The following is a 26,171-nucleotide window of genomic DNA, read 5'->3' on the forward strand; positions in this document are numbered from 1 at the left end:
TGAGTAAGGGTATCATTTTTTATTTGTTTACTGGGATGTTTCAGATTGCTTTAGTGGAAAAGCTGATGCTTGAAATTTAGCTGGCAGTCGCAGTATTCTGTATTCGGCAGATTATCATAAAAAACGGCATGGCATCAGCTTTTTCGCTAAAGCAATTACTGCTTGTTTTCTGGCAAATAAAAATGATACTCTTACTGGGGATTTTGGTTTTGTGGGTTCTAAAAATGGCTTTACCATAGGCAAATAATTAAAAGTTAAAGTCATTTTTAGAACTTACAAAAGCAATGAAAACACTTCCTATTTAAACGCAAAGTTGATAAAACAGTTATGGTGCATGTTCTTAAAAACGATGGTAACCGAAATTATTCCTATGAAATGGTGAATGTTCTTGAAGACAGTGGCGAAGGACGGTTTTTTTTTAAAACAGGGTGGTGCGAGGAAGTTTTAAAAAAAAGTTGTCCTAGAGCCACTGGCAAGCGCGTTGGGTGAGGGGCTTTTTTACATAATGTTATTATAGTGCATGCACAATTTTGATTAGAAGCAGGATAGTCCTTATGCACTATAATGCAACATTATGTAAAGAAGCTTGGGGGAAAAAATTACTGGCGCAAGTCACGCAGTGTACGTATTATTGTTTCAATAATTGTGACAGTAATTTTTTTAGGAGCGTTGGGAAGGAGTGGTGAGTGGTAGCAAAATAATAAAGCGTTTAATTATGCTACTCTTTTAGACATCTTTTATTAGTTGAGTTTCTAAAAACAGATAAATTTCATAACCTATAAACTAATATTTTAAATTTTAATTTCTAAATTCAAATATATATTTCTACCTATTCGCGGAATTTTATTCCAATCGGAATATGTAGTATAATAAGTGTTTATTATATTTTCTACTCCCATTTTAATATGAAGAATACTTCCGTCCCAATTAAATTTATAACCTGCACTGAAATTTAGTATGGTGAAAGCTGCTGTAGGTTTTTCTTCATAAAATGAACCAAATTGAGTTTGAGATCCGTTGCCAATACATTCAATTGCTACATTCAGTTTTTGATATCTATATTTTAATTCCGTTTGATAACTTACAGGACTAATAAACGGTAAATTATTCTTGTTACTATCTTGACCTCGACTGTATTTGATTTTTCCACTCCACTGAAACTGTTTTGAAATTTTCCATTCTGTAGTTATGTCAACATTAAAAATGGTTGCATAATCCAAAGTTGTGTAAAGTTTTACTCCAGAAGCACCAATCGTCATCGGGACAAAAAAATCATTAGGTTGACCAACAATAAAATCTGAAATTCTGAAAAAAGTCGATGAAATCTTAACGTTGTATTTACTCTTTTTATATCCGAAGAAAACATTTGTTTCAATCGATTTTTCATTTCTCAAATTAGGATTACCAATATAGTCAAAACGATCAGAACTATTGAACAAATAAAAACCATATCCTTCGGAAACTGATGGTGCACGTTCGCTGTAACCGGTTCCAAAACCATATTCCAATCCGTTTTTATTGTAGTTATAATTTAATCCGATGCTTTTTAGTAAACGTGTTTTTTGAGCTTCCATTTCGGGATAAAAAATCTGCAAACTTTGTAATCCAAAATCACTTGCTACGTCATTGGTATGACTTCCTAAAGACAACGACAATTTCAAACCCGAATGGCAATTAAAAACCCAATTATCTTCGGCAAAAAAACCTGTATAAAATGTTCTCACATCGGGCCAAGTGTACATAAACATACTGTTTTCATTAGGATTTGAAGGATACATTGTCATTTCGGCAACCGATTTATTGTAAAAACTATTCAGGTTAATCAAAAAATGATGATTGCTTTTATTACCTGTAATTTTAGAATACATTCCAAACGTTTCGCTCCAACCAGGCATATCCATGTGAATAGGAACCGATGGTCGCTTGGTATCATCCATTCTGTGTGTAATAGTGTTAAAATATACTTTGGTTTCCCAATCTTTCAATAATGGAGATTTTGGAATAACCATATATTTAAGCGAAGTAATCAAAGCTTCGGCTAATGAAACATCCATTGGTAATGCTGGATAACCAACATCGGTCGCTTTATCATAAATTAAAGATGCTTCAATGAGTTTGTTTTGGCTGAATTTAAACCCCGAAGTTCCTGAAAAATTGAGTTTTTTAAATTGAGAAAACAAAACTTCTTTGTTGTTTCCTGCCTTGTAATTATCGGCATCACGAAACATAATATCGGTATCAACATAAAATAAACTGTCTGTATAATTTACTGATGAACCAATGATTTTTTGACGATTATTGGTTTCAAAACCACTATTAACCGCAAAATCCCATTTTTGATTTCCAAATTGATTTTGATTTCTTTTCAAATCAATTGCTCCGCCAATGGTCGACCCAAAACACGAACCTTGTTGCCCAGAATGTATCGTTGCTTCAGAAAGATTAGAAACTTCAACATACGAAGTAATTGGGTCCATTTTATCGGTACAAGCGCCAAAAATCCGCATTCCGTCAATGGTTATCAATGTTCTTTCGGTAGCCATATTGTTGATAATTGGTTCCCAAGCATACGCGCCACGTTTTATTAAATCTACCTGACTAGCTTTGTCTAGAAATTCATCTATTGAAGCCAATGATTTTGATTGTTTTTCGTGAATTTTTGCTTTTTTACCAATGATTATTACTTCTTTCAAGTCTTTAGGAACCAAAGTATCTTTTTGTTCTTGGGCAAAAGAAACCAAGCCGTTGAGTAACAACAGAAATAGTATTTTTTTCATCGCATTTTGGATTTTAAAAAGTCTTGCCTTTAATAAACAAGACTTTTTTGAGACTATTTTAGAATTCAATTTCTACAAAAAGACTACTTTCGGTAACAGTTTCGGTAATGGTTTCGCCTTTTAAAACATCGCCAGCAGCGTTAAGTAACTGCAAGTTTATTTTCCAATAACCTGTCATTGTTAATGATAATTTACCTTCATATAAACCGCCAATTGTTTTTTGGGTAGCATCAACATTATTAGGCGAACTGTGATTTCCCATACTTGGCATACGTGGATCGATTTTTACTTTATAGCCATCAACTACAGGAAAATCCATCATATTTTGCATTTTCCAAACGCCTAAAGCTATGTCATTAACTGCAACTTTTGGATTAGTTGGTTCGGCATAAGCCACAACATATTTCACACCATCAGTTCCTGTAAATGAACTTACTTTTTTCTTTGCCGATGCAGGAACATCAATTACAGAAGTAGCCGTATAAGCCGTTCCTTCTATCGTATAATCAACTTTTAAATCCCAATATTCTGTTGTGTTTTGTGCCATTTGAAAAACAATATAACCATTGTATAACGTTCCGTTTGGAGTTGTTTTTTCTACTTCAGATTTTGGACAAGAATGGTTCATCATTGTCATGTGCATAATTGGTATCCAACTCACTTCTGCATTTTTTTCATAATTTCCAGTAGATTTATCTTTAATTCTGATAGAAATTTCATTAAATCCTTGTTCTAAACTTCCTGCTTTAGAATATAATTCTATGGTATGTGTATCGTTTGAAAATTCTTTAAATTTAGTAATTCCAGATAATTCGTCGGTGGTTGTTGTAGTTGTATCATCATCTGATGAGCATGAAGTAAACATAGTTGTTGCTGCCATTATAAAAAAGGCAAGTGTATATTTTAGTAAAGATTTCATTTTGTAAATTTTAATTAATACGAATTCTATTGGAAGTTTTTCCAATAATTTTTAGACATAGTTTGTCCTGTCAATCCAAAAAAGATTGATGCAATTTTTGTATTAAGTAATAATTGTTGGTGGATGAAAAACGGCGCAACCATTCAATTGAAAGTAAAGATTGGAATAGTTGTCGCTAATACTAATTTTATGTTGAAAATAAGTTTGTCTTGCGATTAGAGTTTCAATTTCTTTAAAAAACAGTAATTCCGTTTCTAAATGAACTACTTTTTTATCACTTGAAATTGGTTTATCTTCATCAGAAGCTTTTGCAAGTCCTTGCATCAACTTACATTTTCCGTTACATTCTAATTCGGGTTTTGCTTTATTTTCACAAAGCTCTTTAGAAATATAATCATAATTAACGATGTAATCTATCACCGGAAAAACCGGTTTCAAAAACATTACAAAAGCTATTATGACTATTAATTTTTTCACAAGACAAATTTCACATAAAAAATTCAGTATCAAATATGATTATAATCATATTTTCTACCATCCATAAAATTTAACTTTGTTTATCAAAAGTTTCTAAAGAATCTAAACAAAAAGATTGTTTATCACATGAAAACTTGATTTTAGTTATGCCAATAGATTTAGATTTACTTTTCACTTGGGGTGCCATCGCTAAAGAATATAAAAAAAATGAGGTCATTTTCTACGAAGGTGAAGCCGCTAATTTTTATTATCAGGTAATTGATGGTTGTGTGCGAATGTTCAATTGTAATGATGATGGTAAAGAATTTACTCAAGGTTATTTTACTGAAGGACAAAGTTTTGGAGAACCACCATTGTTTATTGACGAAAAATATCCTTCTACCGCTACCGCTTTTCAAGATTGCAAAATCATTAAACTTTCTAAAGAAAAATTTTTAAAAATTTTAGACGAATATCCCGCCATTCAGAAGCATTTTCTAACACTTATGGCGCAACGAATTCACAGTAAAGCCAAGACTTCAAAAGATATTATCAATCAAAAACCCGAATTTAGAATTATTGCCTTTTTAAATACACATAAAAAAGGAAATAGCAGCAAAAAAGAGTTAGTTCCGTTTACGCGTCAGGAAATTGCCAATTTTACCGGACTTCGTGTAGAAACTGTAATTCGTGCTTTTTCAAAAATGAAAGAGGAAAAAAAAATAGACATTATAAATCATAAAATATATTTCTAATGCATTTTAACCCTAAATTTTGGTTACGCTTTTCCATAGTTAATCTCTTTATCGTTGCTGTTTTAGGATTATTAATGCGATATAAAATTGGTTTTGAATTTCCTTATTTTGATCAAAAAAACATCCAACATTCTCATTCTCATTTTGCCTTTGCCGGATGGATTAGCCATACGTTGATTGTTTTGATGATTATTTTTCTGGAGAAAAAAGCAGTCAATAAGTTTCAAAATTTCTATAAAAACTACAATAGTATCTTGTCGCTAAATTTAATTTGTGCCTATGGAATGTTGATTTCGTTTATTATAGAAGGTTATGGAGCAATTTCGATCTTTTTTTCAACTATGTCAATCATCGTTTCCTATGCTTTTGGTTATCGATTTTGGAACGATTTAAAATTTGTAGAAAAAGAAAATCTTTCTATCAATTGGTTCAAAGGAGCTATTTTTTTTAATGTACTTTCTTCAATCGGAACGTTTTTTTTGGCTTATATGATGGCAACCAAAAACATTCTTCAAAATGAGTATTTAGCATCAATTTATTACTATTTACATTTTCAATACAATGGATGGTTTTTCTTCGCTTGTATGGGTTTATTGTTCTATTTTTTCAATTTAAAAACAACCGAAAATTCATTTTACAATAAGGTTTTTTGGTGGTTTTTTGTAGCGTGTATTCCTGTCTATTTTTTATCAACACTTTGGTTGAAATTACCGTCTTGGCTCTATTTTTTAATGATTATAGCGGCTTTTGTTCAAGTATATGCTTGGTTTCGATTATTGTATATTTTATATAGAGAAAAGCAAATTTCGCTAAAAAAATATCCACTTTTTTTACGTTACATTTTACTGTTTGTTGTCATCTCACTTACGATAAAACTTTTGCTACAATTAGGTTCTGTTATTCCTGCATTAAGTCAGTTGGCATTTGGTTTCCGACCAATCGTTATTGCTTACTTGCATTTGGTTTTATTGGCAATTATTAGTTTGTTTTTGCTTTTTTACATCTTTGCAAAACATCTTTTATTTATTTCAAAAGGTGCCAAAAACGGATTAATTCTATTCTCGATTGGAGTTTTCTTGAACGAACTATTTTTGGCAATTCAAGGTATGGCATCATTTAGTTATACACTTATTCCAAAAATAAACGAATTACTTTTTGTTGCAGCTTTGGTCATGGTTTCTGGATTATCAATTATGATTTTTCATGCCTTAAAAAAAGTTAAAATTTCTTTGATTTTATGAGTAAAATCATAAAATAACCTTTTCATAATTAAGTACTTTGTGCTATAAACCAAGTATTTCACATTATGAAAAATTCTATCAAATTTTTGCTCTTAGCCGGACTTTTTACTGTAACTGGCTGTAAACAAAGTAACGAAAATGCAACAGTAACAACAGAAAACAAGCCTGAACAAAGTGTTGGCCAGGAAGGAGTGATAGACGATACTTCCAATCCAAACATTGTACAGGTTGCTTCAGGAAGTAAAGATCACACTATATTGGTAGCTGCCGTTAAAGCCGCAGGTTTGGTTACTTCGTTAAGTAACGCCGGACCATTTACTGTTTTTGCCCCAACTAATGCCGCTTTTGACAAACTACCAAAAGGAACTGTAGAAGATTTATTAAAACCGGAAAACAAAAATAAGCTAGTCGATGTTTTAGGCTATCATACTTATGTAGGTGTTTTAAAAGCAGAATATATGCAGGATGGACAGGAATTTGAAATGGTAACACCACAAAAAGTTAAAATTACAAAACAAGGAGAAAAAACGTTTGTTAACAATGTAGAAATTGTAGCTTCAATCGAAACTTCCAACGGAATAATTCATATAATTGGTGATGTTTTACTTCCTAAATAGAATAATTATTAATTCAATTTTAGTTTTATTCAGATGCGAAAAAGCGTGAAATTAGTATTCACGCTTTTTTTATGACATAAATCATAAAAAAAGGAATTTAGTTTTCTTCTATTTGTGTTTTAAACGAAATTCCTTCGGATATGAAACCGAAAAAAAATCTACTTATTCTTTTACTGCTGACGACACTTTTTTTTGTCTATAATTTTTTTATCTATACCGATAATTCTTCCTATGGAAATATTCATCTGTCTGAAAAAGCCATTCGTGGAGAAAATCTCTGGCTGAAAAACAACTGCAATTCCTGTCATCAGATTTATGGTTTAGGCGGTTATCTCGGACCTGATTTGACCAATGCATATTCGTTCAGAAAAAACGATAATTATCTGAAAGCCATGTTCAACAGCGGAATTAAAACTATGCCAAAATTTGACTTTAACGAATCTGAAAAAGAAGAATTGCTCCAATTTTTAAAAGAAATTGACCAAACCGGACATTATCCGAGTACCAATGCCAAAATTAAACCCAACGGCTGGGTAGAAATCCAATATAAAAACGACGTTCATGAAAACTAACCGTTATCCTTTTTACTTTATTTCTGCCGGATTAATTTCGCTGTCGCTGACGTTATTTTTTGGCTTGCTTTCCGGATTTCAATACATCATTCCTAATTTTATCAAGGAAATTCTGCCGTTTAATGCGGTTCGTCCGTTGCATACTTTGTTTGCCGTTTCATGGGTAATTCTTACCGCTACAGGCGGAATTTATTATTATTTGGAGCAAAAAAATCAAAACTATAAGTTGGTTTCCGTTCATTTTTGGCTTTTTATACTAACCGGAATCGGGATTGTAGTTTCTTATTTATCGAGAAATTTTGCCGGAAAAGAATATCTGGAATTTCCGTCTTATTTTTATTTTCCTATTGTTTCGGGTTGGATTTTATTTGGAATTACTTATTTCAAAAATGTATTTTCTTCTTTCAAAAATCTTCCGGTTTACTACTGGATGTGGGCAACTGGAATTGTGCTGATGATTTATCATTTTACCGAAGCTCATTTATGGCTGTTGCCTTATTTTAGAAATCATTTTGTACAAAATGTCGCTATGCAATGGAAAGCCGGCGGTTCGTATGTCGGTTCGTGGAACATGCTGATTTATGGAACTTCGCTTTATGTCATGACAAAAACGAGCAGCAATGACAGCTATGCCAAATCAGGAAAAGCGTTTTTCTTTTACTTTTTGGGTTTGACCAATTTAATGTTTGGTTGGGCGCATCATATTTATATTGTTCCAACGGCGGCTTGGCTGCGTTATTTTGCCTACATTATCAGCATGACCGAATGGATTGTGCTTTTTTCGATTATTTATGATTGGAGAAAAAAATTATCTCAGGAGAAAAAAATCGAATACATTTTGGTGTATCGATTTACCGTTTTGGCTGATTTCTGGATATTCCTGAATATCATTCTGGCGTTGCTGATTTCTATTCCTTCTATCAATTTATTTACACACGGAACGCATATAACCGTTGCGCATTCAATGGGAACAACTATTGGAATTAATACGTTAATATTGCTTTCTTCCGTTGCTTATATTTTGGAATTGAACAAAAAAATTACTTTGATTTCAACAAAGAAAATCCAAATTGGGATTAAAATTTTCAATATTTCTTTTGTGCTTTTTTGGATTTGTTTACTACTTATGGGAGTTAAAAAAGCACATTGGATTTATTTTACAGAAGCAATCTCTTTTGGTCAATTTCATGAATCAATGCATTGGTTTTACATTCTTTTTGTATTCTTTGGTTTAGGAATTATTATAGGACTTTATTACATCATTTTCGAATTGCTAAAAAGCATTAAAAATCATCTAACTAAAGTTTAACCTGTATGATATATATCATACTTTAATTGGGATGATTTTCCAAAATTCGCCTCTTTATTTATTCTAAAAAAATTCGCATGAACATTTTAAAAAATGCACACACTTTTCATATTCCTGTAATGGGATTAGCTTATACAATCGACAGTCCAATTCGGGTTGCTCATTATGGAATATCTTCTGTAATTTCTATTACTGATGACGAACTAATTGAAAAAATGAGAGCTTTTTACAGCAAAAAATTCAGTTTGCCTTATCAGGAAATTACCCAAAAATGCTATGATTATCGTGCCGAACGAATAAAACATTATCTGAATTTGGTTGATACCATTGTTAAAGATAAAGTGGAACATTTCAAACACGAATTAGCCGAAAACAAAACAACTTTAGATTACTATATTTCGTTGCTTCCTAATAAATCGGAACTAAAAAATCGTCTGCAAAAATTTATCGATGAAGGTTTACAGATGACAGAAAATGTAAAAAAATATGTAGCCGAACATCTTTTACCTGGCGATATTGATGTTAACATTATGACCAAAGTTGACAAAGATAATTTTGACAAAAACAAACAACTTCCAGTAGAGTTTAACGATGCTCATGCTTCTTTACGTGGTTTTGCAAACAGTAATTTGAATTCTTCCGTAGTTCTTTCTGCCGGAATGAACCCAAGATTATACAGCTATTTTGAACAATTCTCTGATTTTTATCTGAATGAAAATAGTCAGTTAAAAAAGAAAATTATTCTGAAAGTGAGCGATTTTCGTTCTGCGATGATACAAGGTAATTTTTTGGCAAAAAAAGGACTTTGGGTTTCCGAATATCGTATAGAATCTGGATTAAATTGTGGCGGACATGCTTTTGCTACCGATGGTTTTTTATTAGGTCCAATTTTAGAAGAATTTAAAACCAAAAAAGAGCAACTCATCCAATCGGCACACGAACTGATGATAAAAGCATTAGAAATTAAAAATTTACCTATTCCGTTGCAACCATTAGAATTAAAAATCACCGCACAAGGTGGCGTTGGAACAGCCGAAGAACACGAATTTTTATTAGATTATTATAAACTGGACAGTATCGGTTGGGGTTCACCTTTTTTATTGGTTCCCGAAGCGACTTCCGTTGATGATGAAACTCGAAATTTATTGGCAAATGCTAAAGAAGACGATTTTTATTTGAGCAATATTTCGCCGCTTGGCGTTCCTTTCAACACTGTTAAAGGAATGAGTAACGATTTTTGGAAACAAAAACGGATTGACGACAATAAAGCCGGAAGTTCTTGTCCGAAAAAGTTTTTGGCATTAAGCAAAGAATATGATACTCAAGGAATGTGTACGGCTTCCAAAAAATATCAAGATGTCAAATTAGCAGAATTGGAACAACAGAAAAACGATTTTTCAAATGAAGTTTTTGAGCAACAAAAAAGCAAAATATTTGAAAAATCGTGTCTTTGTGTTGGTTTAGCTAATTCGTCTTATCTTGAAAACAAAATGGAAATTAAAGGTCAGCAACAAGGCGTAGTGGTTTGTCCCGGACCAAATTTGGCTTACTTTGATAAAATTGTGCCGTTAGCAGAAATGACAAAACATATTTATGGCAATACATCTGTTATTTCAGATACCAACCGTCCGAATATGTTTATCAAAGAATTAAAAATGTATGTTGATCATTTGAAGAATGATATTCTTAGTTTTTCTGGTAAAACTTCTACTGTAAAAATAAAAAAATGGAAATCGTTTCAAGATAATCTTCTTCAAGGTATAGAATACTATGAAACTCTATTCAGCTCAACCTTAATTTTTAAAGATACGCTTCAGATAATCAATCAATTACATTTTTATAAAGAAGAAGTTAAGCAAATTGAATTTTAGTTTAAAAATGAAAATCCTAAACATATATTAATAATGAATAATTGGAAAAAATTAACTTCAGGAGAACGAATAGCAAGAATACAAAATGCACTAAAAGAGAATGTTGACTTCATGAAAGACATTTCATTAGGTTATCCTGCTTCAAAATTAGACAGTAAGGTTTTTAATGATGATGCTCCTTTTTTAAAAGACGCACCAGTATTGATGACTTATCTTTCTAATCCGAACCATATTGGCTGTCATACCACAGGAACTTCGGAAGTTGCATTTAAAGGAACACAAGAAATCGAAAAAGAAGTATTAGAAATACTGGCAGTTGATATTTTTAATGCAACCGAAAATCAGTTTGACGGTTATATTGCTACAGGCGGAACTGAAGCGAACATTCAGGCTTTGTGGGTTTACAGAAATTTTTTCATAAACACATACAATGCAAAATTATCTGAAATCATGATTATCGCTTCAGAAGACACTCATTATTCTATTGCAAAAGGAGCAAATTTATTATCTATTGAGTGGATGAAAGTTCCTGTGGATTTTGAAAACCGAACGATTCTCGAAAACGAATTTGAAACATTACTCCAAAAAGCTATTACCGAAAACAAAAAATATTTTATTGTAGTTGCAAATATGGGTACAACTATGTTTGGTTCTGTTGATAATCCTGATAGTTATACAAATCTTTTAGACAAATATAATTTAGCATGCAAACTCCATATTGATGCAGCTTATGGTGGATTTGTTTATCCATTCATTGCACCCAAAAGCAACTTAGACTTCAAAAATAAAAATGTTTCTTCTATTACTATTGATGCTCATAAAATGCTGCAAGCACCTTACGGATCCGGAATATTTTTATGCAGAAAAAATCTAATTGAAAATGTGCTTACCAAAGAAGCAGAATATGTGGAAGGAATGGATTTAACTTTATGTGGAAGCCGATCAGGAGCTAATGCGGTTGCTACTTGGATGATACTTACAACTTATGGCGAAAATGGATGGTTTGAAAAAGTAAAAATTCTTCAAATGAGAACGGACTGGATTTGCAAGCAATTGGATTCGCTTTCTATTGAATATTTCAGAGAACCTTTTATGAATATTGTAACCATAAAAGCCAAGTATATTCCAAACAACATTGCAGATAAATATGATTTAGTACCTCAAAAGCATAATACCGATAACGAATGGTATAAGATTGTTTTGATGGAACATGTAGAAGTTGACAGCTTAAATCATTTAATAGACGATTTAAAGAAAAATTGTGTCATCTAAGATGAACTTTTATCTTCTTTGTATTCAGAATTATTGGATTAAGATTTTTTAAAGAATGACACAGATTTCCTATGGTTTCTGTATCATTCCTAAAATGTTGTATGTAAAAATTGCCTTGGTAATTATGGCTTTCCAATACAGAAATCATTGTTTGTATATCTACTTCATTAAGTAAACTTGAGTGATACGTAGTTCTTACTTCAAATGATATGTTCGAAACCATAAGCAATTTTAGACAAGAAATAAACTCATCGTAGAACACTTTTTTCGTTATTTCCCGAGCTTTTGCTATTGGACTTTTAAAATCAATAGCTACATAATCTAGCAGATTTTGTTCCAAAAGTTCCAATAAAACTTTTGGGCTGGAACCATTGGTATCTACTTTTACCAAAAATCCCATTTCTTTCACCGTTCGAATTTGCTCTACAATGTTCTTATGAATTAAACATTCGCCACCGCTAAAAACAACGGCATCAAGTAATCCTTTTCGGGTTTCGAGAAAAGAAATCATTTCGGGAAAAGAAAGTTTTCCTTTCCCAAAAACAATTTCAGGATTGTAGCAATACAAACACCGCATATTACAACCCGAATACCAAAGAATACAAGCACTTTTATCTGGATAATCTAGTAATGTAAACGGTGTTATATTGCTGACAGGTTTAGCCATTTTAAACAGTTTCTAACATTCTTTGAAATGAATTCGTTGTTTATGTTCACCTTTTTTTCCGATGTTAAAACTTTCTACAGGACGATAATATCCCATAACTCGTGTATAAACCAAACATTTGGTTCTTGATTGCTGATGCTGTTCCAGCAATTCGTTAGTTTTTGTTTTCATAAGTGTCATTATTTAATTGTTCTAATAAATTTTCATCACATTTTGGGCAAAATTCATGCTCGCCGTTTAAATAACCATGAACTGGACAAACGCTAAAAACTGGCGTTACCGTGATGTATGGCAGTTTGAATTTTGATAAAACGGTTTTGACGAAATTTTTACAAGCTTCGGAAGAGCTTATTCTTTCGTTCATGTACAAATGCAAAACCGTTCCACCGGTATATTGACATTGTAAATTATCTTGCATTAATAACGCTTCAAACGGATCTTGAGTGAAATCTACTGGAATTTGCGAACTGTTGGTGTAATAAACGTTTTCTTCCATTCCTGCCTGAAGAATATTTGGATAACGCTTTTTGTCTTCTTTGGCAAAACGATATGTTGTTCCTTCTGCTGGCGTAGCTTCAAGGTTGTAAAGGTTTCCTGTTTCTTCTTGGAATTCTTTCATTCGGTTACGAATATGTTCCAAAATTTCCATAGAAAATTCATGACCAAAAGTAGTTGTAATATCTTCTTTGTCTTCGGTAAAATTGCGTATCATTTCGTTCATACCGTTTACACCAATGGTCGAAAAATGATTTCTGAAATGTGGTAAATAACGTTTTGTATAAGGATACAAACCTCGATCATACATTTCCTGAATAAATTTTCGTTTTTTCTCCAAAGTAGATTTAGACAATTCCATTAAATAATCCAATCGGCGGAAAAGTTCTTCTTTATTTCCTTCATATAAATAACCCAAACGAGCCATATTTATGGTAACTACACCAATACTTCCCGTCATTTCTGCACTTCCAAAAAGTCCGTTACCACGCTTCAATAATTCCCGCAAATCCAATTGCAAACGACAACACATACTGCGAACCGCATTTGGTTTATAGGCATTTGGATTTTCGACTTTGTTTCCGTTTTCATCTAAAATATATTGACTTCCGATAAAATTTTGGAAATAAGAAGAACCTATTTTAGCCGTATTTTCAAAAAGTAATTCGGTGTTTTCACCATTCCAATCAAAATCTTCGGTGATATTTACTGTTGGAATTGGAAACGTAAATGGTTGTCCATTGGCATCGCCTTCAGTCATTACGGTATAATATGCTTTATTTATCAAGTTCATTTCTGGCTGAAAATGTTCATATCGCATTTCCGTCAACGAAGTAACGCCTCGTTCTTTGGCTCGAATAAAAACACTTTCATTAGTGATTTTTTCAAATAAATGATGGTCATTTTTTGTTGGAATTTGTTCTTTCAAATCGGCTGGAACAACCCAATCCAAAGTAATATTCGTAAATGGAGATTGTCCCCATCGTGCCGGAACATTGAGATTATAAACAAAACTGCGAACGGCTTTCAAAACTTCATCAAATGAAAGATTGTCCTTGAAAACATACGGAGCTAAATAGGTATCAAAAGAACTGAACGCTTGTGCGCCAGCCCATTCACTTTGCAAAATCCCTAAGAAATTTGCCATTTGTCCTAAAGCTTCTCTAAAATGTGACGGAGCTTTACTTTCCACACGACCACGAACACCATTAAAACCATCATTCAACAGAACACGCAAACTCCATCCGGCACAATATCCGGTAAGACAATCCAAATCGTGAATGTGAACATCACCGTTTCGGTGTGCATAACCTTCTTCTTTGGAATATACTTTATCCAACCAATAATTGGCGATGATTTTTCCGGCGACATTATTCACTAAACCTGCGTTGGAATACGAAGTATTCGCATTGGCATTAATCCGCCAATCGGTTTGTGAAATGTATTCTTCAATGGTTTGTGTACTGTCAACATACGTCGTATCATCATTCAATCCTTGCACGTGTTCGCGCTGTAATTTTCGTGTATGTCGATACAGCATGAACGAACGCATTACTGTGAAATATTTGTTTTCAAACAGCGTTTTCTCTATAATATCCTGAATTTCTTCAACAGCCCAAGTTTCTTTTTTGTCTATAATTTCGATGACATTTTCAAAAACACGCTCATCAAACGGAACAGTTAAACTATCAAAACTCCTGATAATGGCATCCTTAATTTTAAAAACTTCAAAAGGTTTATAATCTCCGTTTCTCTTGATAACATACTTTTCCATAATGAATGCGTGTTTTGATTTTTGTATTAGTTAGTTGGTTCTATGATATTGAATTTTGTTTCCATTTCTTTGGCTTTTGGAAATACAATATTGTTTTCCAAATGAATGTGTTTGTGCAGATCTTGTTCAAATTCTCTTAGCATAGCAAAAGTTACTTTGTAGGTTTCACAAGCATCAGCCGGTGGATTGTAATCATTAGTCAGTTTAGCAATTATTCTAAAGCGCTCACCTTCATTATCATGTTCATCCATCATCATGGCAATAGGATTATTTACTGTTCCAAAATGAGGTTGTTCAATAGAATTGTTTTCTCTCAAAGCATTGTACATTTTTTTGACAAATGGAAATAAAATCAGCTCTTCTTTTTTCATGTGTTGCGCCAATTCGCCTGCTGAGATTTTAAAATGAAGCGCAATTTCAAACAACTCTGGATGTCTTTGTCCGTGAACTTTGCAAAGCTTATCAAGGTAAAACAACAAAGCAGTCGATTTTTCTTCTACATAACGATGATGTGTCTTTTCGATATAATCAATAAGCAAATCAATTGGCCACGATTTAAAATCAATTTCTTGCCCGGTTTGAGTATTTAAAACTTGCAATACTTCTTTTTTTACTTCTTCGGGATCAATACCTTTTTTTTCACAAGCTTGTTCTATCGTTCTATTGCCTTTGCAGCAAAAATCAATACCATATTTAGAAAAAACGGCTGCTGTTCTAAAATCTTCGGCTACAAATTCGCCTACTGTTGGATGTTCTAATGTATTCATAATGAAATGTTTTTAATGAGATTTTCAAGTACTAAAGTTGTTTCAATATTACGCCATAAAACCAATAGCATTCTATGACTAAAATCATATTAAATGGAAAATTTCAGTAGTTACTTTGTTCTTTTATTGAACAGATTGAAATGTTGTGAATTGAAAATCTGTGTAATTCGTGGTAAAAAAATATCTAATGGAAAATCTGAAACAAAAGATACTTGCTTTAAAAAAAGAAAAAAATGCTGTGATTTTGGCTCATTATTATCAGCAACCCGAAATTCAGGAAATTGCCGATTATGTAGGTGACAGTCTAGGTTTATCACAAGAAGCCGAAAAAGTGAATTCTGATATTATCTTGTTTGCCGGAGTTCATTTTATGGCAGAAACAGCGAAAGTTTTAAATCCAAAAAAGAAAGTTTTATTGCCCGATTTGAATGCTGGTTGTTCTCTAGCAGAATCATGTCCGCCGGATATCTTCAAGAAATTCATCGAAGCGCATCCTAATCATATTGTAATTACGTATGTCAACTGTTCGGCAGAAATAAAGGCATTAAGTCACTTGGTTTGTACTTCGTCTAATGCTGAAAAAATTGTGAATTCTGTTCCCGAAAATATTCCGATAATTTTTGCTCCCGATAAAAACTTAGGCAATTACATTAACCGAAAAACCGGTAGAAAAATGATCTTGTGGGACGGAAGTTGTGTTGTTCATGAAGCTTTCTCTTTGGATAAATTAATTGAACTTCACAAAGAACATCCCGATGCTGATATTGTTGCGCATCCCGAATCGGAAACACATATTTTGGAAACAGCAACCTATATTGGTTCAACTGCCGGAATGATTGATTATGTAAAACAAAGTCCAAAAAACAAGTTTATCATCGCCACCGAAGCTGGAATTTTATACAAAATGCAGGAAGAAGTTCCCGATAAAATATTAATTCCTGCGCCATCATTTGAAAACAATACTTGTGCTTGCAGCGAATGTGGTTATATGAAACTAAATACACTTCAAAAAGTATATGATTGTTTAGCAAATGAAACTCCCGAAGTTATGGTACCAAAACAAATTGCAAAAAAAGCATTGACACCGATTAAACGAATGTTGGAATTATCAAAATAATGAAAATAGAAACCGATTATCTTATATTAGGTTCAGGTATTGCCGGACTTACCGTTGCCATCAAACTGGCAGAACAATTTCCCGATCGAAAAATACTGATTGTAACCAAGTCCAATGCGGATGAATCGAATACTAAATATGCACAAGGCGGAATTGCCGTAGTGATTGATGGCATTGATGATGATTTTGAAAAACACATTAACGACACTTTAATTTGTGGCGATGGATTATGCAATCGTGAAGTTGTAGAAATGGTCGTGAAAAAAGGACCAAAACGATTGAAAGAACTTATCGATTGGGGAACAAATTTTGATCTTACTGCCGAAGGAAATCTGGATTTAGCCAAAGAAGGCGGACATTCCAATCATCGTGTTGTGCATCACAAAGACCAAACTGGACGAGAAATTGAAAGAGCAATTTTGACCAAAACACATCAAAAAAAGAACATTGAAATCCTCGATTTTCATTTTGCCATCGATTTAATTACCAAATCCAATAGTTGTTTTGGTGCATTTGTTTTAGATGAAAAAAACGACACTATAATTCCAGTTTATTCTCGTTTCACAATTTTAGCAACCGGTGGAATTGGTCAGGTTTATAAACAAACAACCAATCCGTTAATTGCTACAGGTGACGGAATTGCTATGGCTATTCGAGCAAATGCTACCATTAAAGAAATGGAATTTATTCAGTTTCATCCAACGGCTTTATATATGCCAAAATCAACGTCAACATTCCTGATTTCGGAAGCGGTAAGAGGTTTTGGCGCTTATTTGAAAACCAAAAAAGGTCGCCGATTTCTATTTGATTATGATGTTAGAGGCGAATTAGCTTCACGCGATATTGTGTCGAGAAGTATTGAAACCGAACTAAAAAATTCCAAAAACAAATGTGTTTATCTCGATTGCACACATTTGGATATTTTAGCATTTAAAAATCATTTTCCAACGATTTATCAGAATTGTTTATTATCAGGAATTGATGTTACAAAAGATTGGATTCCGGTAATTCCAACGCAACATTATTTATGTGGCGGAATTTTGGTGGATAAAAACGGGCAAACTTCTATTGAAAATTTATTTGCCTGCGGCGAATGTTCCCAAACTGGATTACACGGTGCTAATCGATTGGCATCGAATTCGTTATTGGAAGCATTGGTTTATGCCAATCAGATTTTTGAATTTCTGAAAAATAATGACAAAAAAGGTTCATTCGTAAAAACTATAATTTCTGATCGTTTCATCTCAAATAACAAATCTTTAGACAAAAAAATCATTCATAAATTCAAAGAAGATTTACAAAATAGTATGCAGCAAAATGCTGGTATTGTTAGAAATGATACCGATTTGAAAAAAACATTAGAACAATTACTTCTTTGGAAAAAACAGTGTTTAGAAATGGAATACGAATATAAATTGACCAAAGACTTTTTGGAATTAAAAAACATGATTACGGTAAGTATTCCGATTGTTGCCTTTTCATTAAAAAGAAACGAAAATAAAGGAAGTTTTTTCAAAGAAGGAAAAACTATAAACCTCCAATTCTAATTAAGTTCTGAATAAAACGGAGACTTTGCTAAAAATACTATTTTAAGATTGTAATTAATCTTACATTTGCTGACTTAAAAAAATTCAGATATAAATTATGGTTAATTCATTTAGGTTTTTGGTTTTATTATTTCTAGTTTCAACGGTAACTTTTTCTCAAGAAAAATTATCTTACGGAGTAGTTTTAGGGGGTTTGTTTCATACAGCAGCCAACAATAATAGTCAAAATACTTTTTCTTCTTTGGACAATAATATAAGTTTTAACTATGGAGTTTATGGCGAATATGCGTTTAATAAAAATTTAGGATTGAAAGCTACTTTAGCTCTTTCAAATAGAGATTTAACGTATAGGGCAAACCCGCTTCAAATAGAATATCTGCATAAAATATCTTTTGTTGAGTTTTCACCATTACTAAAATATGATTTCGGACAAGAATACAGAAAAGGTTTTTATATGTTTTTAGGTCCAAAAATCAATTTTATAACAAAGGCAACATCAGAAGGAGAAGATGTAAAAGATAATTTGGAAACGACTGTCTTTTCAGCTCAATATGGCATTGGCACGCGAATAGCAAAATACATTGATTTACAAGCCACATTTGATTATGGAGTTACACCATTTTTCAAAATGGATAACGGTAATAAAAGTAACTTTTTTGGGGTTTATTTTGGTGTTGGCATTGATTTAGAGAGAATTATAAATAAGTAGCCATTTAAAAAACTATAAACCTCCAATTCTAATCAAACTTCCTAAAATTAGCATTGTAACAGCAATGGTTGTAACTGTTATTATAAAAAATGCGGCTGGAAACATTCGTTCCGATTTTAGCTTTGGGAAAATCAATGTTTCTGCACAAGCAGCCATTAGTACCGTAGTAAACAGTAAAATCAATTTTATAGAAATGACTTTTTCGATAGCATTTGAAAACGAAAACCATTTGGTAAACGTTACGTTATAATGATATGCCATCAAAATTCCGGTAACGAGCAAAACCAGTAACGACGGCATTCCAACAGGTTCAAACTTACTTTTGAAATTTTTCAGGATAGAAGCATCTTTCTTTTTCAATGCTTCGGGCAAAATTCTAATAGCCAAAAAAAGATGTCCGCCAACCCAAATAGTTGCCGCCAATAAATGAAAAATTAAAATAACGTGATGCGTCATTGACTTAACGTTTTATACATCATTGCTGCCGAAATATTCATTGCTCGGTTTTTAATTTCTTCTGCTTTTTGTCCTTCAAAAAGGGCATCAACCGTTTCGATGAATAATTTGTTCCAATGTCCAAAATGCGATGGGTTCATTGGACTTTTTTGATGCAATTCTTTATGTCTTGCCATTGGATTTCCTTCATAATTGGCAGTGAAAAAAAGAATATTTTCCCAAAAATCATACATTTTAGGCAAATGTCTTTCCCAATTTACTTTGGCTACGTCATTAAATAAATAGCCAATTACATCATCAGTTTTTACTCTGTCGTAGAAAGTATTTACTAATATTTCGATGTCTTTTCGGTTTCTTATATCGGTTTTCATACTACAAATCTTTTTGGTTGAATTTTTTCAGTGAAATAAAAAATGGAATAATTGCCCATAAACAAAGTAGCAGGAAAGAAATCACTAATCCTGATGAAGTTCCGAAGAAATCTTTAAAAATGGCTCCAGTATAACCCATCATTGCCGAAACGTCAAGATGCATCAATATTTGAATTCGGGCTAAATCAATCGGACTTAAAGCAGTTAATCCTACCATGAAATTTTCTATTGGATAATCGGATAATTGGAATAAAAGAAACAAAACTATTCCGTCAAAAAGCAAGGCGAAAAACAGCCAAATCATAATGGCAATTCCTATTCCTTTGGCTTTATCACGAGTTAAAATAGAACTTAAAAATGCCAATGCTACAAAAATTACGGTGATTAAACATCCAATAATTATCATCATAAGTCCTAAACTATTTGGCGCATTGATAAGTAATGGTATTCCAGCTCCAACCATAAATGCAAATACCATAGACGACGATAATCCTAGAAATAAACTTGCCCAAATTTTTCGGCGTTTTACCGGTTGGCTCAATAATAACTCGATAAATTCGGAACTATTGTAAAGATAAATGGTAGAAAACAATACCGAAACCAACGGAACTGTAAACAGAATTACGTTAAGAATTGTGAGCAAACCTTTGGCAGAATTGTCTTCTAAAGCAAAAGAACTCCAGGAAAGTGCCGCCAAAATTAAGGTGTAAGTCAGCACAATTTTGTTCTTTAGTATATCGAGTAATATGATTTTAATAATTCGGTTCATGATGTTACGAATTTTGGTTTTTGGATTGCTTTTGCTTTAAAATACTCGCAATAGCTTTTGAAATTTTGGTTTCATTGGTTTCGGCTTTTATAACTTCTATGCTTTTATGAAAATGAACTTTTCCTTCTTGCATAAAAATAATTTCGGTAATCAAATCATCCAATTCACTCAACAAATGAGATGTTATCAAAATGAGTTTTCCGTTTTCTTTTTCGCGAATAATTTTTTCCTTCAAAATTTCAGATGCCAACGGATCTAAACCTGCTGTTGGTTCGTCTAAAATCAATACATCAGGATTGAAAAGAAAAGCCAAAACCGCGCTTACTTTTTGAGTAGTTCCGCCTGAAAGTGTTCGCATTTGCTTATCGAACATTTTTTCTAATTCAAATGCTTTTAATAAATCTTCATCCAATTCTTGGTTAGAATTTCTGATTTTTTTAATCATTTCGATAATTTGTCCAATAGTCATATTATCAGGATAACGACCAATTTGTGGCATATAACCAATGTTTTCGCGATATAAATATTCGCCAAGAATAGATTTTCCGTTGAACTCTATTAATCCACTGTTGGGAATTACCATGCCAAGAATAGACTTAATTAATGTGGTTTTTCCGCAACCATTTGGACCAATCAAAGCAATACATTGTCCTTTTTTAAACGAAAGATTGATGTCGTTTAACACCGATAGTTTTCCGAATTTTTTATTAATGTTTCGTATCGTAATCATAATGGCAGTGATTTCATTAATGGCTTGTTATCTATAAAATTATCGGGCGTTATACTGGGTAAAACTTTTTCGGATTTGTCTAAAAGTGTAATCATAAAACTTCGGAACAAAATCATTGACGACGGATTATTTTCGGTTAAAACACTAAACAAACTCAACGGATGATATGGAACGTCGCCAAAACCATCTTTGTTTAAATCATAACCTTCATATTTGTCCCAATAATTACTGTTGAACGTGTTGAGAACCAAGCTTCCGTTGGTACTAATATCAAAAGTATTTCCGAGAAAATTATTATTTACGATTTCGTTTTCCATGCAACTCGCTTGGATTTTCATTCCCCAACCGTTGGCTTCAAAAATATTTTTCTCAACTTTAATTCTTGATGTCCCTTCCATATATATTCCAGAAGTATTTCGGGCAAAACGGTTGTTGAAAATATAACTATCTGAGATTTCTTTGAGTAGTAATCCATAGGCCGAATCACCCCAATTTTCTTCAAAATAATTATTGAACATTTTTACATTTTTAGTAAACATAACGGCAACTCCAGCTCCGTTTCCTTTGAAAACATTAGTAATATAGGAATCGTCATTGGAAAACATAAAATGTAAACCGTAACGAATGTTATAACTGGAAATGTTTCGCCAAATGACCGATTGAGTTACAAACTCAAAGTAAATTCCATCGCGATGTCCTGAAATTTTATTTCCAATGATTTGCAGATTATCACTTTTCCAGCAATGAATTCCGTTACCAATAAGCTGTTCCTGTTTGCCATAGGCTTTAATTGTGTTGTTTTTTACAACCGCATTTTTACAATTTTGCAGATAAATTCCAAAGAAATTATTGTCAAGTATATTGTTTTCAATTACTACAAAATTCCGATCATATACTTTAATTCCGCATGGATCATCGAGCGCAGCATGACCAGAATTGATAATTTTAAATCCTTTTATCACAACGCTGTCAGCAGCGACAGAAAGCACTTCAGCTTTATTTTGACCATCAAGAACTGGAAAATTTTTGCCTAAAAATTTAATTTTTTTATTAATGATAATATTTTCTTCTTTATAAACACCTTGAGTAACGATGATGATGTCACCATCGTTAGCCAAAGCGATAGCCTGTTTTATGGTTTTTACAGGATATAATCTACCTACAGTAATAGTTTTGGCATTACTAATTAAGCAAAAGAAGAGCAAGATGTAAATTAGTTTTCTCATTTATAAGCATCATAAACTTCAGACCACGTCATAGTTTTAGCTTCAAGTTTTTTCTTAAACTCCATTTGTTCATTAACTGAACTAAAGGCAGCGAAATTGCCTCGCATTGGCGAACTTATTTTTTCTCCATTGATAAAATGAGCCGTTTCGGCTGGAATAAGTGTATTGTCTTTTAAATAATCATTGACATAAAATGCATCGTAAGGTACGACTGTATTTGATTTTGCAAATTGAATCATACAAGCTACATCATCGAATTTATAATTTCTACCTTTTTTCGTAATCAATTCAGCTCCAAATTTTCCATTGGAAATGGTCATTTTACAAAATTCACAAGTATCAACATTTAATTTAATTGGAACTGACTCTTTTGAATTACAAGAAATTAATGTTGTAATAACAATCATATATATAAATAAAGTTTTCATTATACTTATTTTTTATTGAATTTATATTCTTTTATGACTATTGAAAACATTAATATTCCTGCAAAAGTCAACATCCATCCACCAATATCAGGAATAGAATAAGCTCCAAAATTTAAGAGTTGTTTATATCCAATAAGCGGTGGTTGATATGCCATTCCAGGAACTCTTATGGCAGCATTTGGATCAAGATTATGTCCATACTCATAGTTCCATCGATAAAAATCGATAGCAGCTAAAATAACAAATGTAACATACAAAAGCAGAAAAGAAAGTACCGCTTTTCTTTTAGCAATAAAAATCAGCAGTATTGAAATAATAGCAAATCCACCAATGATATAGGGCAAAATAGTAAATTCAAAAAAGTTTTCGGTGTGTAAAGTTGCCATACCGATGTAGTGGTTTAATCCGTTGATAATTTCTACATCACCACCAATTTTATTAGCGTGTAGTCGAAGGACAAGTCCTTCGGGATATTGTGGTGCTTCAAGTTGGATTTGCCACATTGGAACAAGTAGTGAACCAGCAAAAAACACTGCTATTATAAGTAATAATACTTTGGATAATCCGGATATTTTTACATTTTTCATTTGATTTTAGAAAAAAAGGGAACAAATAAAATCTGTTCCCTTTGGTTAATTTTATTTGGTAGCCTTTGGAAGATTAGTTCCTACACTCCAAGTGAGCGGAACAGAACTTCCTGCTGGAGAAACTCTTACATAACCTTGCATTTCCTGATGCAATGCACTACAGAAGTCAGTACAATACATCGGATACATTCCTGCTTTTTTCGGAAGCCATTTCAAGGTAGTGGTTTCACCAGGCATAATGAGTAATTCACCGTTATCAGCACCTTTGATAGCAAATCCGTGAGGTACATCCCAATCTTGCTCCAAATTAGTTACATGGAAATATACTTCGTCACCTACTTTTATTCCTTCAATATTATCCGGAGCAAAGTGAGAACGGATAGATGTCATATAAACATGAACTTTATTTCCTTCGCGAACTACCTTAGCTTCTTTTTCACCTTTGGTTGCATACGGATGATTATTATCTTTAATAGGATAGAATTTCAACTGACCGTTGTTTCGGATTAAATCAGCTGGTGCAGCTTGAGCATAATGTGGTTCACCAATAGTTGGAAAATCGAGTATTAACTGCATTTTATCACCGCTAATATCAAATATTTGAGCCGATTGTGCTAATTCTGGTCCTGTTGGTAAATAGCGGTCTTTTGTGATTTTATTGTAAGCAATTAAATATTTGCCAAAAGGTTTTTTACTGTCACCGCCAGGAATACAAAGATGACCTACGGAATAATAAGTAGGAACCCTGTCTAATACTTTCAGTGATTTGATATCCCATTTTACAACTTCAGAGGATACAAAAAACGTTGTATAAGCATTTCCTTTGCCGTCAAACTCAGTATGTAACGGACCTAATCCTGGTTTTTGAACTTCACCATGTAAAGCTGCTTCATATTTTACAACAGGAATTCCGCTATAATCACCTTCAAATTGTTTGTTTTTAATCGCTCTCATTAATTTATCAAAACTAAATACAGGGATTAAAGCAGCCAGTTTTCCTGAACCTACGATGTATTCACCTGTTGGATCTACGTCACAACCATGTGGAGATTTTGGACAAGGAATCATATAACAAATGTCTTTTAGTTCAGCAGAATCTAATACCAATACTTCATTCTTGATTTCAGATGTTGCTGTATGTGTTTTTTCATTCCATTTGTTATGAGCATATTTTACAGACTGTTTTTTGCCTTTTCCAGCTTTAATGTATTCTTCAGCTTTTTTCCAATTTACAGCCATGATAAAATCTTTATCACGTTGTGAAGCGTTTACTTCTAATAAAGTATTAGCTTGTTCTGTATTATAACAAGAGAAAAAGAACCAACCGTGAGATTTACCTTTTCCAGCATGAGAAAGGTCAAAATTTACTCCAGGAGTTACGATTTGGAAAGCCAAATCCATTTCGCCTTCCTTACCTACTTTTACAAAGCTGATATGACCTTTGAAGTTTTCTTTATACGTATTAATAGGAACGTCACCATTTGAATAATCTGCAGGTACACTGAAACGAGTTCCTGCCACTACATATTCGGTATTTTCAGTAATGAATGGAGAAGAATGATTTCCACCACTGTTAGGCAACTCTATAATTTCGGCAGTTTTAAATGTTTTTAAATCGATACGAGCAATACGAGGTGTGTTATTAGCATTACCAAAAACCCAACGTCCATCAACTTCTCCATTGGTTTGTGACATTTCAGTATGATGCAAATCATCCCAAGGCACAAATCCATTAGAGGTATTTAACATAGGCTTTGTTTCTTCACTATATCCCCAACCTTTTTCTGGATCTACCGAAAAAACAGGAATTACCCTAAACAATCTTCCGCTCGGAAGACCATAAACACTTAATTGTCCGCTGAAACCTCCTGATACGAAATTATAGAACTCATCATATTTTCCTGGAGCAACGTATGCTTTTTGAGCAGCATCACCACTAACGGCATCACCAGAATTTTTTGGTTTACAAGAAGTGACTAAAGCACTTCCAAGGACAATAGCAAAAATTGCTTTTACAAACTTATTTTTCATATTATTGAATTTAAATAAGATTGGTCAGCACTTTTACGGGTTAACCAATCTCTTGTTTTGGTTTATTTTACACCGTCATTTTTACGCATATATTCCAAAATGTTTCGGGCATCATCGTCACTAAGCCCTTGATTTGGCATACGAACCAAACATATCTCCAATTGCGCCTGAACTTCAGGATCTTTATCAATCATTGGATCAGGATTAGTTATGAAATTCATAATCCATTCCGGTTTTCTTCTTTCTGTTACACCTTTCCAACCTGGGCCTACTAATTTTTCATCGGTAAGTTTGTGGCAAGAAGTACATTTTACACTGGAAACTTCCTCTCCTTTGGAAGCCATTGCTTGATCTAAAGTTGGCCCAAGTTCTACATTGTCAAATTTTCCTTCACCTCTTTTTGGATCATAACTCGAAGGATCTGCAGATGTTGTTGCATTTTCTGTGGCTGTTGCCGGATTGTATTCCTCTGCTTCTTTTTCTTTTTTACCACAAGAAAATAGCATTACAGCTGTGATAAATACTACTAATTTTTTCATATTGTTTAGATTTAAAATAATATTCCAAAGGTCTTAATTGAATAGAGTTAATTTTATGACTATAATCATAAAGTAGGTTGTTTTTTAATAGTTTAGGAATTAAAAAAAATTAAGCATTGGTTAGTACTTTACTTTTAGTTACATTTATTTAAAAAGGATATTATTATTT

At 32.7% G+C, this 26,171-nt stretch carries 26 protein-coding genes; 10 read left to right on the top strand and 16 right to left on the bottom strand.

Annotated elements, in window-relative coordinates:
* Positions 1-791: 791 nt before the first annotated feature.
* The 3 genes from IAI56_RS11320 to IAI56_RS11330 all read right to left on the bottom strand — a co-directional run bounded on the left by IAI56_RS11320 (position 792) and on the right by IAI56_RS11330 (position 4,173).
* A complete protein-coding gene (locus tag IAI56_RS11320) occupies positions 792-2,777 on the bottom strand; it encodes a TonB-dependent receptor plug domain-containing protein (protein WP_187657984.1) in 1,986 nt (661 codons plus the stop codon).
* Positions 2,778-2,835: 58 nt separating this feature from the next.
* The gene (locus tag IAI56_RS11325) at positions 2,836-3,696 is read right to left on the bottom strand and encodes a FixH family protein (RefSeq protein WP_239106950.1); all 861 of its coding nucleotides are present in this window, start codon (positions 3,694-3,696) and stop codon (positions 2,836-2,838) included.
* A 102-nt stretch (positions 3,697-3,798) separates the two neighbouring features.
* Complete coding sequence (locus IAI56_RS11330) at positions 3,799-4,173, bottom strand: hypothetical protein (protein WP_317192438.1); 375 nt, start codon at positions 4,171-4,173, stop codon at positions 3,799-3,801.
* A 146-nt stretch (positions 4,174-4,319) separates the two neighbouring features.
* Between IAI56_RS11330 and IAI56_RS11335 the strand changes: the two genes are divergently transcribed.
* From IAI56_RS11335 to IAI56_RS11365, 7 genes are all read left to right on the top strand, one after another.
* Positions 4,320-4,907: a Crp/Fnr family transcriptional regulator gene (locus tag IAI56_RS11335; RefSeq protein WP_187657985.1), complete on the top strand. Its 588-nt coding sequence runs from the start codon at positions 4,320-4,322 to the stop codon at positions 4,905-4,907.
* Complete coding sequence (locus tag IAI56_RS11340) at positions 4,907-6,148, top strand: hypothetical protein (RefSeq protein ID WP_187657986.1); 1,242 nt, start codon at positions 4,907-4,909, stop codon at positions 6,146-6,148. Before IAI56_RS11335 ends, IAI56_RS11340 begins: the two co-directional genes overlap by 1 nt.
* A 65-nt stretch (positions 6,149-6,213) precedes the next feature.
* Positions 6,214-6,765, top strand: a complete 552-nt coding sequence (locus tag IAI56_RS11345; RefSeq protein ID WP_187657987.1) for a fasciclin domain-containing protein — start codon at positions 6,214-6,216, stop codon at positions 6,763-6,765.
* Positions 6,766-6,905: 140 nt separating this feature from the next.
* Entirely contained in the window at positions 6,906-7,337 is a 432-nt protein-coding gene (locus IAI56_RS11350) for a c-type cytochrome (RefSeq protein WP_187657988.1), read from the top strand.
* A complete protein-coding gene (locus IAI56_RS11355; RefSeq protein ID WP_187657989.1) occupies positions 7,327-8,646 on the top strand; it encodes a cbb3-type cytochrome c oxidase subunit I in 1,320 nt (439 codons plus the stop codon). The genes IAI56_RS11350 and IAI56_RS11355 overlap by 11 nt, the downstream gene beginning before the upstream one ends.
* Before the next feature lie 77 nt (positions 8,647-8,723).
* Positions 8,724-10,517 carry a hypothetical protein gene (locus IAI56_RS11360; RefSeq protein ID WP_187657990.1) on the top strand — a complete coding sequence of 598 codons (1,794 nt, stop codon included), beginning with the start codon at positions 8,724-8,726 and terminating at the stop codon, positions 10,515-10,517.
* Positions 10,518-10,550: 33 nt separating this feature from the next.
* Entirely contained in the window at positions 10,551-11,789 is a 1,239-nt protein-coding gene (locus IAI56_RS11365; protein ID WP_187657991.1) for a pyridoxal phosphate-dependent decarboxylase family protein, read from the top strand.
* Here the strand turns inward: IAI56_RS11365 and IAI56_RS11370 are convergent.
* Genes IAI56_RS11370 through ric form a run of 4 tightly spaced genes read right to left on the bottom strand, consistent with a single transcriptional unit; the run spans position 11,782 to position 15,492 of the window.
* Positions 11,782-12,456, bottom strand: a complete 675-nt coding sequence (locus IAI56_RS11370; RefSeq protein WP_169523517.1) for an anaerobic ribonucleoside-triphosphate reductase activating protein — start codon at positions 12,454-12,456, stop codon at positions 11,782-11,784. The two genes, IAI56_RS11365 and IAI56_RS11370, sit on opposite strands and share 8 nt — an antisense overlap.
* Before the next feature lie 12 nt (positions 12,457-12,468).
* Complete coding sequence (gene nrdD, locus IAI56_RS16370; RefSeq protein WP_187657992.1) at positions 12,469-12,627, bottom strand: anaerobic ribonucleoside-triphosphate reductase; 159 nt, start codon at positions 12,625-12,627, stop codon at positions 12,469-12,471.
* Positions 12,611-14,725: a ribonucleoside triphosphate reductase gene (locus IAI56_RS11380; RefSeq protein ID WP_187657993.1), complete on the bottom strand. Its 2,115-nt coding sequence runs from the start codon at positions 14,723-14,725 to the stop codon at positions 12,611-12,613. Before IAI56_RS11380 ends, nrdD begins: the two co-directional genes overlap by 17 nt.
* A gap of 26 nt (positions 14,726-14,751) precedes the next feature.
* Complete coding sequence (ric, locus tag IAI56_RS11385; protein ID WP_187657994.1) at positions 14,752-15,492, bottom strand: iron-sulfur cluster repair di-iron protein; 741 nt, start codon at positions 15,490-15,492, stop codon at positions 14,752-14,754.
* Positions 15,493-15,679: 187 nt separating this feature from the next.
* On the opposite strand from ric, the gene nadA reads away from it, so the two are divergent.
* From nadA to IAI56_RS11400, 3 genes are all read left to right on the top strand, one after another.
* Positions 15,680-16,609, top strand: a complete 930-nt coding sequence (gene nadA / locus IAI56_RS11390) for a quinolinate synthase NadA (protein WP_169523521.1) — start codon at positions 15,680-15,682, stop codon at positions 16,607-16,609.
* On the top strand, positions 16,609-18,156 hold the full coding sequence (gene nadB / locus IAI56_RS11395; protein WP_187657995.1) for an L-aspartate oxidase: 1,548 nt from the start codon (positions 16,609-16,611) through the stop codon (positions 18,154-18,156). The genes nadA and nadB overlap by 1 nt, the downstream gene beginning before the upstream one ends.
* A 97-nt stretch (positions 18,157-18,253) precedes the next feature.
* Entirely contained in the window at positions 18,254-18,865 is a 612-nt protein-coding gene (locus IAI56_RS11400) for a porin family protein (protein ID WP_187657996.1), read from the top strand.
* A gap of 12 nt (positions 18,866-18,877) precedes the next feature.
* On the opposite strand, the gene IAI56_RS11405 is transcribed toward IAI56_RS11400, so the two are convergent.
* From IAI56_RS11405 to IAI56_RS11445, 9 genes are all read right to left on the bottom strand, one after another.
* Positions 18,878-19,321: a copper resistance protein CopD gene (locus IAI56_RS11405; RefSeq protein WP_169523524.1), complete on the bottom strand. Its 444-nt coding sequence runs from the start codon at positions 19,319-19,321 to the stop codon at positions 18,878-18,880.
* Complete coding sequence (locus IAI56_RS11410) at positions 19,318-19,692, bottom strand: group III truncated hemoglobin (RefSeq protein ID WP_169523525.1); 375 nt, start codon at positions 19,690-19,692, stop codon at positions 19,318-19,320. Before IAI56_RS11410 ends, IAI56_RS11405 begins: the two co-directional genes overlap by 4 nt.
* A gap of 1 nt (position 19,693) precedes the next feature.
* Positions 19,694-20,461 carry an ABC transporter permease subunit gene (locus IAI56_RS11415; RefSeq protein ID WP_169523526.1) on the bottom strand — a complete coding sequence of 256 codons (768 nt, stop codon included), beginning with the start codon at positions 20,459-20,461 and terminating at the stop codon, positions 19,694-19,696.
* A 4-nt stretch (positions 20,462-20,465) separates the two neighbouring features.
* Positions 20,466-21,191: an ABC transporter ATP-binding protein gene (locus tag IAI56_RS11420; RefSeq protein ID WP_169523527.1), complete on the bottom strand. Its 726-nt coding sequence runs from the start codon at positions 21,189-21,191 to the stop codon at positions 20,466-20,468.
* Positions 21,188-22,417, bottom strand: a complete 1,230-nt coding sequence (locus tag IAI56_RS11425; protein ID WP_169523528.1) for a nitrous oxide reductase family maturation protein NosD — start codon at positions 22,415-22,417, stop codon at positions 21,188-21,190. Before IAI56_RS11425 ends, IAI56_RS11420 begins: the two co-directional genes overlap by 4 nt.
* Positions 22,414-22,845, bottom strand: coding sequence for a nitrous oxide reductase accessory protein NosL (locus tag IAI56_RS11430; RefSeq protein ID WP_169523529.1), 432 nt, complete (start codon positions 22,843-22,845; stop codon positions 22,414-22,416). Before IAI56_RS11430 ends, IAI56_RS11425 begins: the two co-directional genes overlap by 4 nt.
* A 5-nt stretch (positions 22,846-22,850) precedes the next feature.
* Positions 22,851-23,432, bottom strand: a complete 582-nt coding sequence (locus tag IAI56_RS11435) for a hypothetical protein (RefSeq protein ID WP_187657997.1) — start codon at positions 23,430-23,432, stop codon at positions 22,851-22,853.
* Positions 23,433-23,483: 51 nt separating this feature from the next.
* Positions 23,484-25,463, bottom strand: coding sequence for a Sec-dependent nitrous-oxide reductase (gene nosZ, locus IAI56_RS11440; protein ID WP_187657998.1), 1,980 nt, complete (start codon positions 25,461-25,463; stop codon positions 23,484-23,486).
* Positions 25,464-25,525: 62 nt separating this feature from the next.
* Positions 25,526-26,002 carry a c-type cytochrome gene (locus IAI56_RS11445; RefSeq protein WP_169523532.1) on the bottom strand — a complete coding sequence of 159 codons (477 nt, stop codon included), beginning with the start codon at positions 26,000-26,002 and terminating at the stop codon, positions 25,526-25,528.
* Positions 26,003-26,171: the final 169 nt, after the last annotated feature.

The organism is Flavobacterium macrobrachii (assembly GCF_014486675.1).
In the GTDB taxonomy this organism is placed as follows: domain Bacteria; phylum Bacteroidota; class Bacteroidia; order Flavobacteriales; family Flavobacteriaceae; genus Flavobacterium; species Flavobacterium macrobrachii.